At 70.7% G+C, this 16209-nt stretch carries 10 protein-coding genes and 4 tRNA genes; 6 read left to right on the forward strand and 8 right to left on the reverse strand.

The window, feature by feature from the left end; translation table 11 throughout:
• Window positions 1–13: 13 nt before the first annotated feature.
• The 6 genes from ACFWPS_RS36515 to ACFWPS_RS36540 form a co-directional block, all read right to left on the reverse strand.
• Window positions 14–2902 carry a PKD domain-containing protein gene (locus ACFWPS_RS36515; RefSeq protein WP_383713392.1) on the reverse strand — a complete coding sequence of 963 codons (2889 nt, stop codon included), beginning with the start codon at window positions 2900–2902 and terminating at the stop codon, window positions 14–16.
• A gap of 332 nt (window positions 2903–3234) precedes the next feature.
• A tRNA-Phe gene (locus tag ACFWPS_RS36520) sits at window positions 3235–3308 on the reverse strand.
• Window positions 3309–3332: 24 nt separating this feature from the next.
• Window positions 3333–3407, reverse strand: a tRNA-Asp gene (locus ACFWPS_RS36525).
• Between the two features lie 37 nt (window positions 3408–3444).
• Window positions 3445–3517: transfer RNA gene (locus ACFWPS_RS36530), tRNA-Glu, on the reverse strand.
• Between the two features lie 81 nt (window positions 3518–3598).
• Entirely contained in the window at window positions 3599–5161 is a 1563-nt protein-coding gene (locus ACFWPS_RS36535) for a metallophosphoesterase (protein ID WP_383713395.1), read from the reverse strand.
• Window positions 5162–5240: 79 nt separating this feature from the next.
• A complete protein-coding gene (locus ACFWPS_RS36540) occupies window positions 5241–5591 on the reverse strand; it encodes a metallopeptidase family protein (RefSeq protein WP_383713397.1) in 351 nt (116 codons plus the stop codon).
• 146 nt (window positions 5592–5737) lie between these two features.
• On the opposite strand from ACFWPS_RS36540, the gene ACFWPS_RS36545 reads away from it, so the two are divergent.
• On the forward strand, window positions 5738–6664 hold the full coding sequence (locus ACFWPS_RS36545; protein WP_383713400.1) for a TolB family protein: 927 nt from the start codon (window positions 5738–5740) through the stop codon (window positions 6662–6664).
• Here the strand turns inward: ACFWPS_RS36545 and ACFWPS_RS36550 are convergent.
• Complete coding sequence (locus ACFWPS_RS36550) at window positions 6652–7239, reverse strand: hypothetical protein (protein ID WP_383713402.1); 588 nt, start codon at window positions 7237–7239, stop codon at window positions 6652–6654. The two genes, ACFWPS_RS36545 and ACFWPS_RS36550, sit on opposite strands and share 13 nt — an antisense overlap.
• A gap of 185 nt (window positions 7240–7424) precedes the next feature.
• Between ACFWPS_RS36550 and ACFWPS_RS36555 the strand changes: the two genes are divergently transcribed.
• From ACFWPS_RS36555 to ACFWPS_RS36575, 5 genes are all read left to right on the forward strand, one after another.
• On the forward strand, window positions 7425–7949 hold the full coding sequence (locus ACFWPS_RS36555; RefSeq protein ID WP_383713404.1) for a hypothetical protein: 525 nt from the start codon (window positions 7425–7427) through the stop codon (window positions 7947–7949).
• Between the two features lie 590 nt (window positions 7950–8539).
• On the forward strand, window positions 8540–10753 hold the full coding sequence (locus tag ACFWPS_RS36560; protein WP_383713407.1) for a DEAD/DEAH box helicase: 2214 nt from the start codon (window positions 8540–8542) through the stop codon (window positions 10751–10753).
• A 177-nt stretch (window positions 10754–10930) separates the two neighbouring features.
• A complete protein-coding gene (locus ACFWPS_RS36565) occupies window positions 10931–13054 on the forward strand; it encodes an FG-GAP repeat domain-containing protein (RefSeq protein ID WP_383713409.1) in 2124 nt (707 codons plus the stop codon).
• Between the two features lie 91 nt (window positions 13055–13145).
• Window positions 13146–14675 carry an amino acid permease gene (locus tag ACFWPS_RS36570; RefSeq protein WP_383713412.1) on the forward strand — a complete coding sequence of 510 codons (1530 nt, stop codon included), beginning with the start codon at window positions 13146–13148 and terminating at the stop codon, window positions 14673–14675.
• A gap of 109 nt (window positions 14676–14784) precedes the next feature.
• Window positions 14785–14857: transfer RNA gene (locus ACFWPS_RS36575), tRNA-Lys, on the forward strand.
• A 117-nt stretch (window positions 14858–14974) separates the two neighbouring features.
• Here ACFWPS_RS36575 and ACFWPS_RS36580 read toward each other — a convergent pair.
• On the reverse strand, window positions 14975–16105 hold the full coding sequence (locus tag ACFWPS_RS36580; protein WP_383713415.1) for a protein-L-isoaspartate(D-aspartate) O-methyltransferase: 1131 nt from the start codon (window positions 16103–16105) through the stop codon (window positions 14975–14977).
• Window positions 16106–16209: the final 104 nt, after the last annotated feature.

The raw sequence follows: 16209 nt of genomic DNA on the forward strand, positions 1-16209 counted from the left end.
GGGCCAAGGAGATTCAGGGCGCGGCCGGGAAGATGTCGTAGTCGCCCAGCAGGTCTGCGTACACGTCCACCGAGGTGGTCCCGGCGTTGTAGAGGTCGATCTCGCCGTCGGTGCCGACCTCGACCAGCGCGCGGTTGGCCGCGGTGTGTCCCTTGGTGAAGTTCAGCGAGTAGACGCCGGGGCGGATGGTGCCGTCGGGGTAGGCGACGAGGTAGCCGTTGCCGGACGGGGAGGGCACCGTGAGGTTCAGGTCGGCGGCGGTGACTCCGGTCGCGGGGACGCCGTGGGCGCCGGTGACCTTGAGCTTGAGGGTGGCGTGGGCGGCGAGCCTGGCGACCTTGCCGGTGCCGGTTCCGGTGCGGGTGTCGAGGATGCGGGCGGGAGCGGTGGGCAGGAACTCCGCGCCGTTCGCGGTGGTGCCGTACCAGCCGGCGAGGTCCGCCACGAGGTTCGCCGACGCCCTGCTTTCGTTGTGCAGGACGACCTTGCCGTCGTATACGGGGATCACGACCTGGGTTGTGGCGGTCTGGCCGGTGGTCCAGTACGGGCCGCTGACGCCGGAGTCGTTGGTGCTGTGGGTGGAGACGACGAGGTCGCCGGATGCCTTGGTGGTGGTCGCCGTGACGTCGAGGACCACTGCCGTCGCGTCCGCCGGGACACCGTGGGTGCCGCCGACCGGCAGTGTGACCGAGTGGCCGCCGGCGACCGGACCGCGCGTGCCACCGGTGCCGGTGCCGGTGCGGGTGTCGAGCAGGCGGGCCGGAGTGACCGGGTGGTAGGTGTCGGCGTACTGGGCGTGGGACTGGAGGCCGACCGTGGCGACGTTGACCGTCACCGCGCCGGAGCTGCCGTTGTAGAGGTCGACCGAACCGGTCGGGGTGACCTTCACCGTCGTCTCGGCGGTGGCCGTCCGGCCCGGCTCGAAGGCGATGGCGGCGGTGCCCGGGCGGGTGGTGCCGTGGGTGTAGAGGGTGAGCGTGCCGCTCGCCTTCGCGTTGCTGGTGACGAGCTGGAGCTGGGCCGCGTCCACGCCGTCCGAGTCGGCCTGCAGCGTGGCCGCCGAGAGCTTCAGGACGCTGTGCGCGGCGATCGTCTTCTCGGTGTCGTACTGCGGGGTCATGGCGATGAAGGCGTCCGCGGCATGGAAGACGGTCGTGGCGGTGGTGGTACGGCCGAGCAGGTCGGTCTGCGTCAGGGTGGCGGTGTAGGTGCCGGGGGCCGCGTACTGGTGCATGGGCTGCGTCGGCTCCTGGGCGTCGGCGGCCAGGTGCTCCTGCGTGCCGTCGCCGAAACTCAGGGTCCGGTACTCGACCTCCCACGGGTCGGCCGGTGCGGGCACCGTGAACCGTGCGAACCCGGCGTTGACCTGCCCGGTCGCGGTGTCCGGGGCGACGGACAGGGCGGCGGCGGGCGGTGTGGCCGTACCCGCCGCCACCCCGGCGTAGGACTTCTCCGCGTTCGTCCCGTCGGGTTCGGTGAACGTGATGCGCGTGGTGTACAGCCCCGGCGTGGTGTAGGTGTGGCTGACCGGGGTGCCGGGGGTGCCGGTGGCCGGGTCGCTGCCGTCGCCGAAGTCGACCGAGTAGGTGAGGGCCGCGCCCCAGGAGCTGGTGGCGTCGGTCTTCATGGAGATGCCGAGCGGCGCGAGCCCCTTGGGGGGCGTCGGAACGTCGCCGGAGGCGATGGTGAGGGTGTCCTGCCGTTCCAGGGCGCCCCGGTCGGGGTGGCCGGTGCCGGTGCCGGTGTTGTCGACCAGCAGGTCGTCGACCCGAGCACGCCCCTCCTGGTCGGTGGTGAGTTCGCCGGGCGCGGTGGCGTCGGCCGAGTCGATCAGGGGGGAGTGCTCGGACGGCGTCGCCGGGTACGCGTTGATCCCGTCGAGGTCATGCGCGCCCTGGCCGGTCCCGTCCCGGAACGCCGCCCTGGTGGCGTAGGAGGTGCCGGCCCAGGAGTACTCGGTGCGGGCCGGGGCGGAAGCGGACGCCTCGCTCGCTGCCACGTTGTAGTCGGCGGTGACCTGGCTCGTGGAGTCGGCCGACACCGCGTAGAGCGGAGCGGTCGGCGCCGGGCAGCTGCTGGTCTGCATCGCCGACCCGAGGGCGATGGCCACGTTGTTCTCCACCACCCCGGAACTCCCGCCGTCCAGTGAGATTCCGGTGGCGCAGGGGGCGAAGACGGTGTTGCTGGTGACGTCCGTGTCGGCTGCCCCCGACACCGCGATGCCGCTCTGCTGCTGCGTGAGGATCACGTTGGTCGTCACGGTGACCCGGGCCGCTCCCGGCCCCACCCGTACGCCGTATGCGGTGCTGGGGTAGATCGAGTTCCGTGACACGGTCACGTCCGAGGACGTGCCGTCCACACCGATCGCCGTCCCGGTGACGGGGGTCGTCGGGGCGGCGTTCTCGACCGTCAGCCCGTCGAGGGTCACATGGTCGGACCCGGTCACCGCCACCACGTCCGAGTGGTGCTCGTCGCTGAAGGTCAGCGATTCGACGCGTACGTCGTGCACGCCTTTCAGCGTCAGCGCCGGTGCGGAGGCGGGCGCGGCGAGCACCGCCTTCAGGCGGCTCGGGGGGAGGGGCGCTCCGCTGAACGTGATCGGCTTGTCGCTGGTCCCCGACCGGGTGAGGGTCACCGCTTCCGAGTACGGGGAGAGGGGTGCCCCCAGGATGCGGACCGTGTCCCCCGGCTCGACCACGTCCGCGGCGGCCTGCACGGTGCAGAAGGGCCGGCTCTCCGTCCCCGTACCGCTGTCACTGCACACCGTGCTGTAGCCCTCCACGTACAGCGTCCTGCCCGGCCCGGGGTCGGCCACGGCCCGCCCGGTCCCCCAGCCGCTCATCACCCCCGCCACGACGATCACGGCGAGGGACAGTCCTACGGCGGGGCGGGATCTGTGCATGAGGTCTCCACGGAGCGTTCGCGGGTGCGGTCACGAGAACGCCGGAGGAGGCGGGTCGGCTCAGCGTTGTCATGCAGTTGTCATGATCGCAGTCCGAGTCCAAAGGAACGCCATACTCCGCCCTGGTCCTGCCCAAGACGCAGCCAGGCGGAGCCGGTTGGCGGGCCGCTGCCGGACTGCGCGGATGAGCGAGACGGTCTTACGGAACCATCACCCAGATCGGAGTCACCTGGACCGACGGCAGGTCGTCCCTGCTGCCCATCCCCTAAACGCAGCGAGGCGGACGGGGCATGAGAACAGCCCCTCCGGAATCCCGGAGGGGCTGTCTGTTGTGGCTGGGGCCGGGGTCGAACCGGCGACCTATCGCTTTTCAGGCGATCGCTCGTACCAACTGAGCTACCCAGCCACGAGGTTTCACGTGAAACCTCAGCGGTCCTGACGGGATTTGAACCCGCGGCCTCCACCTTGACAGGGTGGCGAGCACTCCAAACTGCTCCACAGGACCAAGCTGTGTGTGCAACAGTGTTGCACACGATCTTGCGTGCCCCCAACGGGATTCGAACCCGTGCTACCGCCTTGAAAGGGCGGCGTCCTAGGCCGCTAGACGATGAGGGCTATCGGCCCGCCTGGGCGCTTCCTCAGCGCGTCGGGGACGTGAGAAGCATATGGGATCCCGGGGAGTATCGCCAAAACGGTTTACGACCCCGAGGGCGACGGGGTTCCGGGTGTGCCCCCTGAGGGTGATGGGCCCCCTGCGGGGGAGGGGGTGGCGCCTGGTTGCCCGCGGCGGAGCCGCTGATCGAATACGTCCGCCGGGAGGTGGCGGCTGACCTCGGCCGTCGTCTCGCCCAGACCGCCCAGTCTGATCTCGTCCCACGCCTGGAGCCGGCGGCTGTCCCGGTCGAAGTAGAGGATCGAGGCCTCGATCGGGTCCGGGTACTTGCCCTCGACGGCCCGGAGCCCGCTGCCGCCCGTGGAGCCCTCCACGCGCAGCCGGGTGCCGTGCGAAAGGATCTCCGTCTGCTCGTGGTGGAGATGGCCCGCCAGGACCAGGGGCACCTCGCCGTCCGTCATCCGGGCCGCCGTCGGCTCGTGGACGATCGCGACGTCCACCGGAGTGTCGGCCGCCCGCTGCTCCCGCAGGGCCGTGGCGAGGCGGTCACCGGCCTGTTCCTCGGCCGCGTCGCCGCCGGGGGCGGTCGAGCGGTCGGGGGTGAACTGGGGGTCGCCGATCCCGGCGAAGCGCAGCCCGGCGATCGTCTCGGCGCGGCCGTCGTCCAGGACGTGCACGTTCTTCATGCGGGAGAGGTAGCGCTGGGTGGTGCGGGAGTCGTGGTTGCCCCGGACCCAGACGTACGGCACGCCCAGGTCGGCGACGGGGTCCAGGAAGCCGTTCTCGGCCGCCGTGCCGTGGTCCATGGTGTCGCCGGAGTCGACGATCACGTTCACCTTGTACTGCTCGACCAGCGAGGCGATGATCTTCCAGCTCGCCGGGTTCAGATGGATGTCGGAGACGTGCAGGACGCGCAGGGTGGCCGGGTCCGGGGAGTAGGCGGGGAGCGTGGACGTGACGTCGTACAGTTTCGTCACGTTCGTCACCAGGCGGGCCAGTTCCTTCTGGTAGACGTCGAATTCGGTGACGATGCTGCGTGCGTTGCCGACCAGCGCCGGGGCGGAGGAGAGCAGGCCCGAGAACCTCGGTTCCAGGACCGACTCGGGGTTCCAGGTGGCGAACGCGGTCGCGCCGGAGGAGGCGAGCAGGGCGAGGGCTAGGCCGCCGGCGGCCAGGGCGCGGCGCGGGCGTCGGTAGACCGCCAGGCCGAGGGCGGTGGCGCCGGTGACGACGGCCACGCAGGAGCGTACGGCCAGGTCGAGGGTGCCGTGCTCGACGTCGTGGGCGACCTCGTCCTGGAGTCCGGAGAGGCGCTCGGGGTGGTCGACCAGTGCCTGGGAGCGGACCGGGTCGAGCTGGTCGACGTTGACGTCGAGGCGGACGGGACCGGCGTGGGTGTCCAGGTAGAGGGCGCCCAGCGGTGAGACGTTGATCTTCGTGCCGCCGGTGAGGGACGGCCGCAGCGTCATCGTCGTGTCCATCGGGCCGACCTGGGCGCGGACGTTCCCGACGATCAGCAGGCCGAGCCAGGCGCCGACGAGTACGACGGCCAGCAGGCCGAGGACGCGGCTCCAGGCGGGGGGCTCGTGCGCCTCGGGGGCGAGTTCCAGGACGGGCAGGCGGGCTCGGGTGCGGACGCGGGCCATTGGTGCCGTATGCCCAGGATCGCTGGCTCATATGCTGCGGTTCGTGCCGCGGGCGGAAGGGCTTCGGGTGCCGGGCGGGTCAGCCCCAGCCCAGTTCGTGGAGCCGGGCGTCCCCGATGCCGAAGTGGTGCGCCACCTCGTGGACGACGGTCACGGCGACTTCGTGGACCACGTCTTCCGGCGTCTCGCAGTGACGCAGGGTCGGCCCCATGTAGATCGTGATGCGGTCGGGGAGGACCCCGGCGTACCACTCCCCGCGTTCGGTGAGCGGCGTCCCCTCGTACAGGCCCAGTAGCTCCGGGTCGTCGGCGGACGGCTCGTCCTCCACGAACACGGCCACGTTGTCCATGACCCGCGTCAGCTCCGGCGGGATCCGGTCCAGGGCCTCGCTCACCAGCTCTTCGAAACTGTCGCGTGTCATCTCCAGCACAGGGCCATTGTCGGGGACGAACGCGTCGAGCGGGGGTTTCCGGCTCCGACCCCTATTGCACGCCTGTGACAGCGCACGCACAGCTCTGTCATCGCTCCTGGGAAGACTTCTGTCACCGCGAAGTCATTCACCCTGGGGGGAACCCGATGTCCGCACGTTACCGTCGTCGCACCGCAGCCGCTGCCACCGGTGTCGCCGCGCTGCTGGCCGTGGCCGGCCTGTCCGCCGCCGCGACGGCCGCTCCTGCGACCAAGGCGGTGAGCGTGCCCCGGGGACTGACCATCAGCGACGGCACCCGTCACGTTCTCGTCGGCGGCAGGTCGATCGGCTTCGGTACCGTCGTCCGCGACCTGGCCTGGAACCCGAGCGGCAGCAAGGCCGCCTTCGTCGACGGCCACGGCAACCTCGTCGTCTCCGACCCCGACGGCAGTCACCGGGTCACCGTCGCCGCCAACCCGGGCAACCAGACCTGGTCCCACCCGACCTGGCAGGTCGCCGCGGCCGACAGGACGAACGGCATCCCCGCGAAGAACAACATCATCTTCGCCGCCAAGATCCACGGCAGCACCGTGCTGGAGCGCGTCAAGGCCACCGGCAACCACGCCAAGCCGGCCAAGATCAGCCTGAACAGCGACGACCCCGAGGCGGGCGCGCTCCCGCAGACGAACAACGCCTGGCCGAACGTCGGCGGGTCCTACGGCACCGCCGTCTACGACAACACCCACACCGGTGAGGTCTACATCCGGGACGACTACCTGCGTCAGCAGGGCGGTGCGCTGGCCAAGGGGTCCGAGCCCGCGCTCGCCCCCGACGCGGAGGAGGTCGTCTTCGTCCGCTCGGTCGGCGGGCACGACCACCTCTTCGTCGACGACCTGACCGCCGGCACCAACGCCGTCAAGGACATCACCCCGCACGCCACCACCGACTACACCGAGCCCACCTGGTCGCCCAACGGCAAGACCATCGCCTTCCGGACCCCGAACGGCACCTACACGGTCACCAGGACCGCCCACGGGTTCGGCAGCCCGGTCAAGGTCTCCGCGCACAAGGGGCTGCCCGCCTACCGCGGCTGACCGCCGCCCGACCGGCCGTCGGAGCGGGCGAGTTCGGCCCGTAGCGCCGCAAGGTGCTGGTCGGCCGTGTCGTGCGGCAGGAACTCGACGACGTCGAGGAAACGGAACAGGACCTGGGACTTGGTGACGGCGAACTCGTAGTCGGCGAACCCCACCACGGCACCCAGCTCCCCTCGCACAGCACCCCGGACGACATGCGCGGTCATGTCGTCCGGGGTTTCCGCGCTCGTGCCCCGCCGGGCGTTGGGGCGGGCCAGATAGGGGCAGACCATCGAGGCGTAGAGCATGCACGCGCGGTGCCCGGGAGCCTCCAGGGTCGGCGCCAGGTTGCGGTACGGCCGCCCGGCGGTCAGCGCGTCGCGGATCACGGAACTCTCCGCGGCGCCGACCACCCGCCACACCGGACCCTTCGGTATCAGCGTGTTGCAGACGGAGCACAGCCTGTTGCGGGCGCACTCCGCGCTGCGCCCGTAGTCGGTGAGTGCGAACTGGGGGGCGTCGCCCTCCCACGGCGTGATGGCGGGCACGGGATAGCCGCGGCTGTCACGAGGTCTGGCCTCGACGCTCGCCGGCATGGGAACGGAGTCGAATCGCACACCCCATGGTGAACCACCCGTCCACGCCCCGGCGACGGTTGGGGGCGAGGGTCCGGCGTTTGTCGTACGGACAGCCGTCACCTCCGGTCGGGGGTGCGTGTCCTCTTGTGGGCGGCGGGAGTTGGGCAGGTTGTCTTCTTTCTGCGCCCCCGGAGGTGGCCCCCGTGCGCCCCAAGTACGTACCAGTCCGTCTGGCCGTCACGGTGATGGCGGTCGCGGCCGCCGCCGGCTGTGTGAACGTGGGCGACGACGCGGGGAAGGCCAAGCCGTCGCACTCCGCGGGGCACCGGGGCGGTGACGTCGCCGAAGGCGGCTCCGGGGTGTCCGGCGAGGGCGGTGCGGGGTACGGCGGTGCGGTGGCCGACGGGAAGCGCGGGCACGGGGAGAAGGCGAAGCCGGGGGAGTCGGCGTCGGCGTCCGCGAAACCGACGAAGGGGGCCAGCGCGGCCCCGGCCGGGCCGGCGAAGCCGGGCAAGAGCGTGGCGCCGGGGGTGCCGGCCGGGCCGACGGGGGCCCCGACGACGCCCGCGCCGCCGGCGGCCTCGCCCACCCCGCCACCGGCTTCACCCACCCCGCCGCCCCCGGCGACGGACCCCCCGTCGGCCGAGCCGTCCTCGTCGGCGCACGAGGACACGGGGACCCAGCTGGTACAACGCGAACCGGCACCGGAGGCGGGGACGCCGGCGTAGGGAGTGCGGGGGGCATCGGCACCGCCGGGATGCGTCGTGGGGGCTGGGCGCCATTGCGGCGGGAAAAGAAATTCGGGTGGCGGTCGGATCCCGGGTGGCAGGAGAAGGCGGCCTTGGGAGTGCGGGGGGCATCGGCACCGCCGGGATGCGTCGTGGGGGCTGGGCGCCGTTGCGGCGGGAAAAGAAATTCGGGTGGCGGTCGGATCCACGATGGCGGGTGGAGATGATCGTGCGGTCGGCGCGGGGGTGCTCTCCGGCAAGGGGGAAGAAGATGGGTGGGTCGGGTGTTGGGGAGTTCGTAAGGTTGCGCGTCCGGTCTGTGCGATCTGTGCGTCGAGGGATTGGCGTGAGTGTCGCTGGGGCCGTGGCAAACCTGCTGTGAGCTGCGAGGTCGGAGCTCGGTTTGCCTTCGGGGGTGTTGGGTGCGTATGGTGGTAGATCGTTTGATCCCATTTGCCCGGCGCCACTGCAGAGCGCGCCGTGTGGCGCGTACTCTCCCTTGCCGTGGCGGACCGCATTGAGGCGGTCGTGAGCGAATCACGGAGTTGACGGGCGCGTGCCGAAGAGACTCCGGAAGGTTTCGCATTCGCATGTCCGTGTCCAGTAATGACCAGATCGTTGTGCCCGAGAACATCCAGGACGACGAACTGGTGACCCAGGTCTCCGAGGAGACCGCTGACACCACCCCCCAGATCACTTTTGCCGACCTCGGTCTCCCCGAGGGCCTCGTGCGCAAGCTCGCGCAGAACGGCGTGACGACCCCCTTCCCGATCCAGGCCGCGACCATCCCGGACGCCCTGGTCGGCAAGGACATCCTCGGCCGGGGCCGCACCGGCTCCGGCAAGACCCTCTCCTTCGGTCTGCCCACCCTGGCCACCCTGGCCGGCGGCCGCACCGAGAAGAAGCGGCCGCGTGCCGTCATCCTCACCCCGACCCGCGAGCTGGCGATGCAGGTCGCCGACGCGCTCCAGCCCTACGGCGATGTCGTCGGCCTGAAGATGAAGGTCGTCTGCGGCGGCACGTCCATGGGCAACCAGATCTACGCCCTGGAGCGCGGCGTCGACATCCTCGTCGCCACCCCGGGCCGCCTGCGCGACATCATCAACCGCGGCGCCTGCTCCCTCGAGGACGTGCAGATCGCCGTCCTCGACGAGGCCGACCAGATGTCCGACCTGGGCTTCCTGCCCGAGGTCACCGAGCTGCTCGACCAGGTCCCGGCCGGCGGCCAGCGCATGCTCTTCTCCGCCACGATGGAGAACGAGATCCAGACCCTCGTCGAGCGCTACCTGAACAACCCCGTCTCCCACGAGGTGGACGCGGCCCAGGGCGCGGTCACGACGATGTCCCACCACATCCTCATCGTGAAGCCCAAGGACAAGGCGCCGGTCACCGCCGCGATCGCCTCCCGCAAGGGCCGCACGATCATCTTCGTCCGCACCCAGCTGGGCGCCGACCGCGTCGCCGAGCAGCTGCGCGACTCCGGCGTGAAGGCCGACGCGCTGCACGGCGGCATGACCCAGGGCGCCCGCACCCGGACCCTCGCCGACTTCAAGGACGGGTACGTCAACGTCCTGGTCGCGACGGACGTCGCCGCCCGCGGTATCCACGTCGACGGCATCGACCTGGTGCTGAACGTCGACCCGGCCGGCGACCACAAGGACTACCTGCACCGCGCCGGCCGTACCGCTCGCGCGGGCCGCACCGGCACGGTCGTCTCGCTCTCCCTCCCGCACCAGCGCCGGCAGATCTTCCGGCTGATGGAGGACGCGGGCGTCGACGCCGGCCGTCACATCATCAACTCCGGTACGGCCTTCGAGCCCGAGGTCGCCGACATCACCGGCGCCCGTTCCATGACCGAGGTGCAGGCCGAGTCCGCGGGCAACGCGGCGCAGCAGGCCGAGCGCGAGGTCACCCAGCTCACCAAGGAGCTGGAGCGGGCCCAGCGCCGGGCCGCCGAGCTGCGCGAGGAGGCCGACCGCCTGGTCGCCCGGGCCGCCCGCGAGCGCGGCGAGGACCCGGAGACGGCGGTGGCCGAGGCCGCCGCCGTGGCCGAGGCCGAGGCCGTGGTGGCGGAGCAGCCGGCCGCCGAGGCGCCGGACCGCCAGGAGTCCTCCTCGTACGAGCGCCCGCGTCAGCAGCGTGACGAGCGGGGCAACTACGAGCGCCGTGACCGCCGTGACGACCGTCCGTCGGGCGGCTTCCGCCGTGACGACCGTCGTGACGGTGGCGACCGTGGCGGTTTCCGCCGCGATGACCGTCCGTCGGGTGGCTTCCGCCGTGACGACCGCCGTGACGACCGTCGTGACGGTGGCGACCGTGGTGGTTTCCGCCGTGACGACCGTCCGTCGGGCGGTTTCCGCCGCGACGACCGCCGTGACGACCGCCGCGACGACCGCGGTGCCCGTTCCTTCGACCGCCGGGACGAGCGTCCGTCGGGTGGCTTCCGCCGCGATGACCGCCGTGACGACCGTCGTGACGGTGGCGACCGTGGCGGTTTCAGCCGGGACGAGCGTCGGCCGTTCGACCGGGACCGTGACGACCGTGGCGGCCGCTCCTTCGAGCGTCGTGACGACCGTGGCGGCTTCCGCCGTGACGACCGTCCGTCCGGCCACCGTGGCAGCGACCGCCCCTTCAACCGCGACCGCCGTGACGACCGCCCGGGCTTCCGCAGCGGTGGCCACAGCGGTCACGACCGCCCGTTCGGCCGTCGTGACGACCACCGCGGCTCGTCCTCCGGCCCCTCCGGGGCCTCCGGCTCCTTCGGCCGCCGCGACGACAAGCCGCGCTGGAAGCGCAACGGCTGACACCGAGTGAGGTGACGAAGGGCCCGTACGACGACTGTCGTACGGGCCCTTCCGCGTTCCGGACCGGGACGGTACGGACAGGCACCGCCAACTACCCCCTGTTCACGGTCAATTCACTGTTGATGTCTGTGTGCCGGTTGTTAACATCCTTTGACTTTTGACTTCCTGGGGGGTTCCTTGAGCCGGCATGCCCGGATCGCACTCACTCTCGTCGGACTGGCCGCCCTCGGCGCCGGTTCGCTGACCACCGCGGGCACGGCCGCCGCGGACACCACCCCGACGCCGATCGTGACGGACGGCGTCTACGGCATCGACTACGCGGGCGGCTTCCTGACCACCGTGGAGAACGCGCCGAGCTATGACCAGTGGGTGATCGGCCGGCAGATCTCGGCCGACGGCACCACGGTGCTGGAGAGGACGACCCGGGGATTCGCCGGCACGGACGCGGTCGGCGGCCATCTCCAACGGGTGCCGTGCGACGAGGGTGCACGGGGCTGCGTGCCGATGCGTACCTTCGGCAACACCTACGTCGGCGACTTCATGGACGACGGCACCGGCAAGCAGACGGCCCAGATCTACCTGACCGAGGACTCGATGGACGGCGGGCCCGATCCGGTCGTCACCGGCGGCCGTTTCGTCGACGCCACCGGCCGCTTCTACGTCTACCAGGCGTCTTCCACCGGCAAGCAGTACGTCGACGCGGTGCCCGCGTACCAGACCCAGAACGTCCGGCTGACCCGGTCCATCACCGCCGCCTCCGTGTGGGGTTCGACGCTGTGGACGCCGGGCACCGGCAACGGCGTCGTCACCGGATACGACCTGAAGGCGAAGAAGACGGTCGCGACCGTCTCCACCGGCGCGCCCTGCACGGTCAAGGAGCTCGAGGTCGTCGGCCGCTGGATCTACTGGAACTGCGGCCCGACGGGCGCCGCGGGCGTGTACGACCGTACGGCGAAGAAGAACATCAAGGTGCCCTCCGGCCCGGCGCTGGTCGGCGACGGCTACCTCGTCCAGCACGACCGGGCCGCCGGCAAGCTCATGCTGACGGACTTCCACACCGGGACGGCGGCCGCGGCGCGCGCGATCGCCGACCTGCCCGCCGGGCAGACCGCCGACCAGCGGCGGCTGACCTGGTCCGTGGACAAGTTCGGCGGCGACATCGCGTACGTCGGCCCGGACGACGTCATCCGGATCGTGCCGAGCGGGGTGCCGACGCAGCCCCTGACGGGGATCGAGTCGGAGGTGGCGGACTGGGACGAGGACGCCCGGGAAGGCGCCACCGGCAACACCACCTGGGGCAGCGTCTGGCAGCTCAGCAAGCCCGCCAAGTGGACCTTTACCGTGAAGGACACCCACGGGCACGCCGACCGCACCATCAAGGGCAGCGGCACGTCGGTCGACATCGACTGGGACGGGACGAACGACACGGGCGGCTATCCGCTCAACGGTCCGAAGACCTGGACGCTGACCGCCACCGCCGCCGAGGGCTCGGGGACGTACACGACCAGCGGGAAGTTCGGCTACACCGGCGGCACGCAGGGCTTCCACGACCAGAGCGGGTACAGCTACGGCGACCTGGCCACCCTCAGCTCGTCCGGCGGCCTCACGCTCCACTCCACCACCGGCAACGGCAAGTTCAGCGGCACGTGGACGGCCTCCGGCTGGGCGGCGGGCACGACCGCCGTTCCCTTCGGGGACATGACCGGCGACCGGTGCTCGGAGATGCTGGTGCGGATGCCCAACGGGGAGCTGCGCCGGTACACCGGCAAGTGCGGCGGCTCGTACAAGCCGTCCGACAAGCACGTCTCCCTCGGCACCGGCTGGAACGCGTACAACGTCCTCACGGCCCCTGGCGACCTCACCGGCGACGGCCGGACCGATCTGCTGGCCCGCAAGGCCGCCACCGGGGACGTCTACCTGTTCGCCGACGACGGCACCGGCAGGCTGAAGGCCGGGGTGAAGATCCGCTCCTGGTCGGCGTACACGAAGATCGTCGGCGCCGGTGACCTGAACGGCGACGGCTTCGGGGACGTCCTTGCGGTCGACAAGGCCGGCACGCTGTGGCGCTACGACGGCACCGGGGCGGGTCAGGTGAAGGAGCGGGTGAAGGTCGCCGCGCACTGGAACGCCTCGTACAACGCGGTCGTGGGCGTCGGCGACATCACCGGGGACGGCAGGAACGACCTGGTCATGCGGGACACCGCGGGCAACCTGTACCGGCAGACGGGCACGGGCAAGGGCACGTTCGCGGCACGCGTGAAGATCGCGACGGGCTGGCAGGGCTACAAGGCGCTCTTCTAGGCCCGTTTAGGCCTGTTTCAGGCCGGTTCCAGCATGTTTTCGGCCATGCTGTGACGCATGTCACGCCCTTGGTGAGGGAATCGCTGAGGGCATGACAGATGACGCGACAGCCAAGTCGCCCTCCGGCGCACTCTCCGACGAGGAGCGGCTCGCCCAGCTCGGCTACACGCAGGTCCTGGCCCGCCGTATGTCGGCCTTCTCGAACTACGCGGTCTCCTTCACGATCATCTCGGTCCTCTCCGGCTGTCTCACCCTCTACCTCTTCGGCATGATCACCGGCGGCCCGGCCGTGATCACCTGGGGCTGGGTGGCCGTAGGCCTGATGACCCTCTTCGTAGGCCTCTCGATGGCCGAGATCTGTTCGGCGTACCCGACCTCCGCCGGCCTCTACTTCTGGGCCCACCGGCTGGCCCCGCCCCGCAGCGCGGCCGCCTGGGCGTGGTTCACGGGCTGGTTCAACGTGCTCGGCCAGGTGGCGGTGACGGCGGGCATCGACTTCGGCGCCGCGTCCTTCCTCGGCGCGTACCTGAACCTCCAGTTCGACTTCACCGTCACCCCGGGCCGCACGATCCTCCTCTTCGCGGGGATCCTCGTGCTGCACGGCCTCCTCAACACCTTCGGCGTCCGCATCGTCGCGCTCCTCAACAGCGTGAGCGTGTGGTGGCACGTACTCGGCGTCCTGGTCATCGTCGGCGCGCTGACCTTCGTCCCCGACCACCACCAGTCGGCGTCCTTCGTCTTCACCAAGTTCGTGAACGACACGGGCTGGAGCAGCGGCCCGTACGTCGTCCTCATCGGCCTCCTGATGGCCCAGTACACCTTCACGGGCTACGACGCCTCGGCGCACATGACGGAGGAGACGCACGACGCCTCCACGGCCGGCCCGAAGGGCATCGTCCGCTCGATCTGGACCTCCTGGATAGCCGGCTTCGTCCTCCTCCTCGGCTTCACGTTCGCCATCCAGTCGTACGACAAGGAGGCGGCGTCCCCGACGGGGGCACCCCCGGCGCAGATCCTCCTGGACGCGCTCGGCGCCACGACCGGCAAGCTCCTGCTCCTCGTCGTCATCGGCGCCCAGCTCTTCTGCGGAATGGCCTCGGTCACGGCCAACAGCCGCATGATCTACGCCTTTTCACGGGACGGCGCGCTCCCCTTCTCCCGCGTCTGGCACACGGTCAGCCCCCGCACCCGCACCCCCGTGGCAGCGGTCTGGCTGGCGGCTCTCGCCGCCCTCGCCCTGGGCCTCCCGTACCTGATCAACTACACGGCCTACGCCGCGGTGACGTCGATCGCGGTGATCGGCCTGTACGTGGCCTACGTCATCCCGACACTGCTGCGGGTACGGAAGGGCGACGCGTTCGAGCGAGGGCCCTGGCACCTGGGCCGCTGGTCGATCGCCATCGGCGTGACATCGGTGACGTGGGTGGTGGTCATCACCGTCCTCTTCATGCTCCCGCAGGTCTCCCCGGTCACCTGGAAGTCCTTCAACTACGCCCCGGTCGCCGTCCTGGCCGTCCTCGGCTTCGCCGCGATCTGGTGGCAGGTCTCGGCCCGCCACTGGTTCCTCAACCCGGCCGCGGCGACCCACCAGGAGGACACCGCCAAACTGGCCGATCTCTGACCCGTCGGCCACCTGATGTGCCACTTCTGCCACGCGACGCGGCCACGACCCCGATACCCGATCGGCGAGACGCCTCCGTCCGGCTATGCTCGGGGAGGCAACATCGCCTGGGCCGTTAGCTCAATTGGCAGAGCAGTGGACTTTTAATCCATTGGTTGTGGGTTCGAGTCCCACACGGCCTACCGAACCGCCCCCAGCTCAGAGGCACTTCGAGCTGGGGGCGGCGGCGTTCTTCGGGGCCTGGAGCTCGCCCGCCCCGATCTGCATGGGGCGCTCAGGACGGGCGGGCGATCGGGTGGCTACAAGGTGGTCGTCCAGGAGCCGCGGGAGAGAGTGGTCGTGCCGTCCGGGTCGATGGCCACCTGGGCCCCGTACACGGGCAGGCCGCCCTCACGGTTGAGCCGATGCCGGATCTTCTCCAGGACGTCCCACAACCGGCGCGGTCCGCCCTGATGCACCGTCGGGGAACCGAGGAAGCCAACCGCAGTGGCGCGGGCCCACGACCCGTCCTGGTGAAGCAGCCATACCGTCCGCTCGTCTCCTACCTGGGCAACGCGGTGGTCGATGCTGGGAGCCAGGAGTTCGAGCATCGACATCACCTCCCAGGAGTCCGGTACATACAGCAGTGGGTACGGGCTGGTGCTCACCTGGTCGCCGTCGGATGCCTGCGCCTTCTCCCACACCTCGCCGGTGGTGTGTTCATAGTCGTCGCCGTGGCGGGTGCGCATGAAGCCGGCCGCGTCCGGAGCGATGCGGCCCTTGGCTCCGCCGTCACGCGTCTTGTCCGCGACGAGGACCAGCCCGGTCCCCGCGATCGTGGTGACTAGGCGGCCGCCCGGCCGGAGCGCTGCCAGCCACGAGGCCGGGACCGGGCGCACCGACACCGTGGACACGATCCGGTCGAACGCACCGGGCAACGGGCCCGTAATGTCCGCGCTGGCCATCCGCGGACTCAGGCCGATCGACGCGAGCCGTTCCCTTGCGACACCGACCAGGTACGGGTCCACGTCCACGCTGGTCACCAGCTGGTCGCTGAGCCGCCTGCACAGCAGCGCGGTGCCGTAGCCGGTGCCGGTCGTCACCAGGACCCGCGAGTCGTCGTTGATCATCGCGTGCCGGTACATCGAGACGACCAGGCCGGGCAGTGTCGACGACGAGGTGGGTTTCCCCTCAGTGACGATGGCTCCCGGTTCGGCGAGGTCGGCGTGCACCGGGCCTACACGGGTCACAAGGGTTCGGTCCGCGTAGGCGGCCCGCATCCATGCCTCGGGATCGGCCGTGCCGTCGCGCAGCTCCCAGACTCCGTCAAGGTTCTCCCACCAGCGGGGGACGAACACGTGCCGCGGGGTGTCGGCGAGGGGTTCGTGCCAGCGTGAGTCGGGCCGGACCACGTCGGCCGCCAGGCGCCGCGCGTGAGTCTGCCAGTCCATACGGGGCTCCTAGTAGGGCCTGGTCAGGTTCACTCGCCGGTGGCGTGTCTCCTTGATTGCCTGTGTTGTTGAGCGGGTGTGATGGCTGAGGAGCTGGCTGCGGT

Source organism: Streptomyces sp. NPDC058457, assembly GCF_042720695.1.
Lineage (GTDB): Bacteria > Actinomycetota > Actinomycetes > Streptomycetales > Streptomycetaceae > Streptomyces.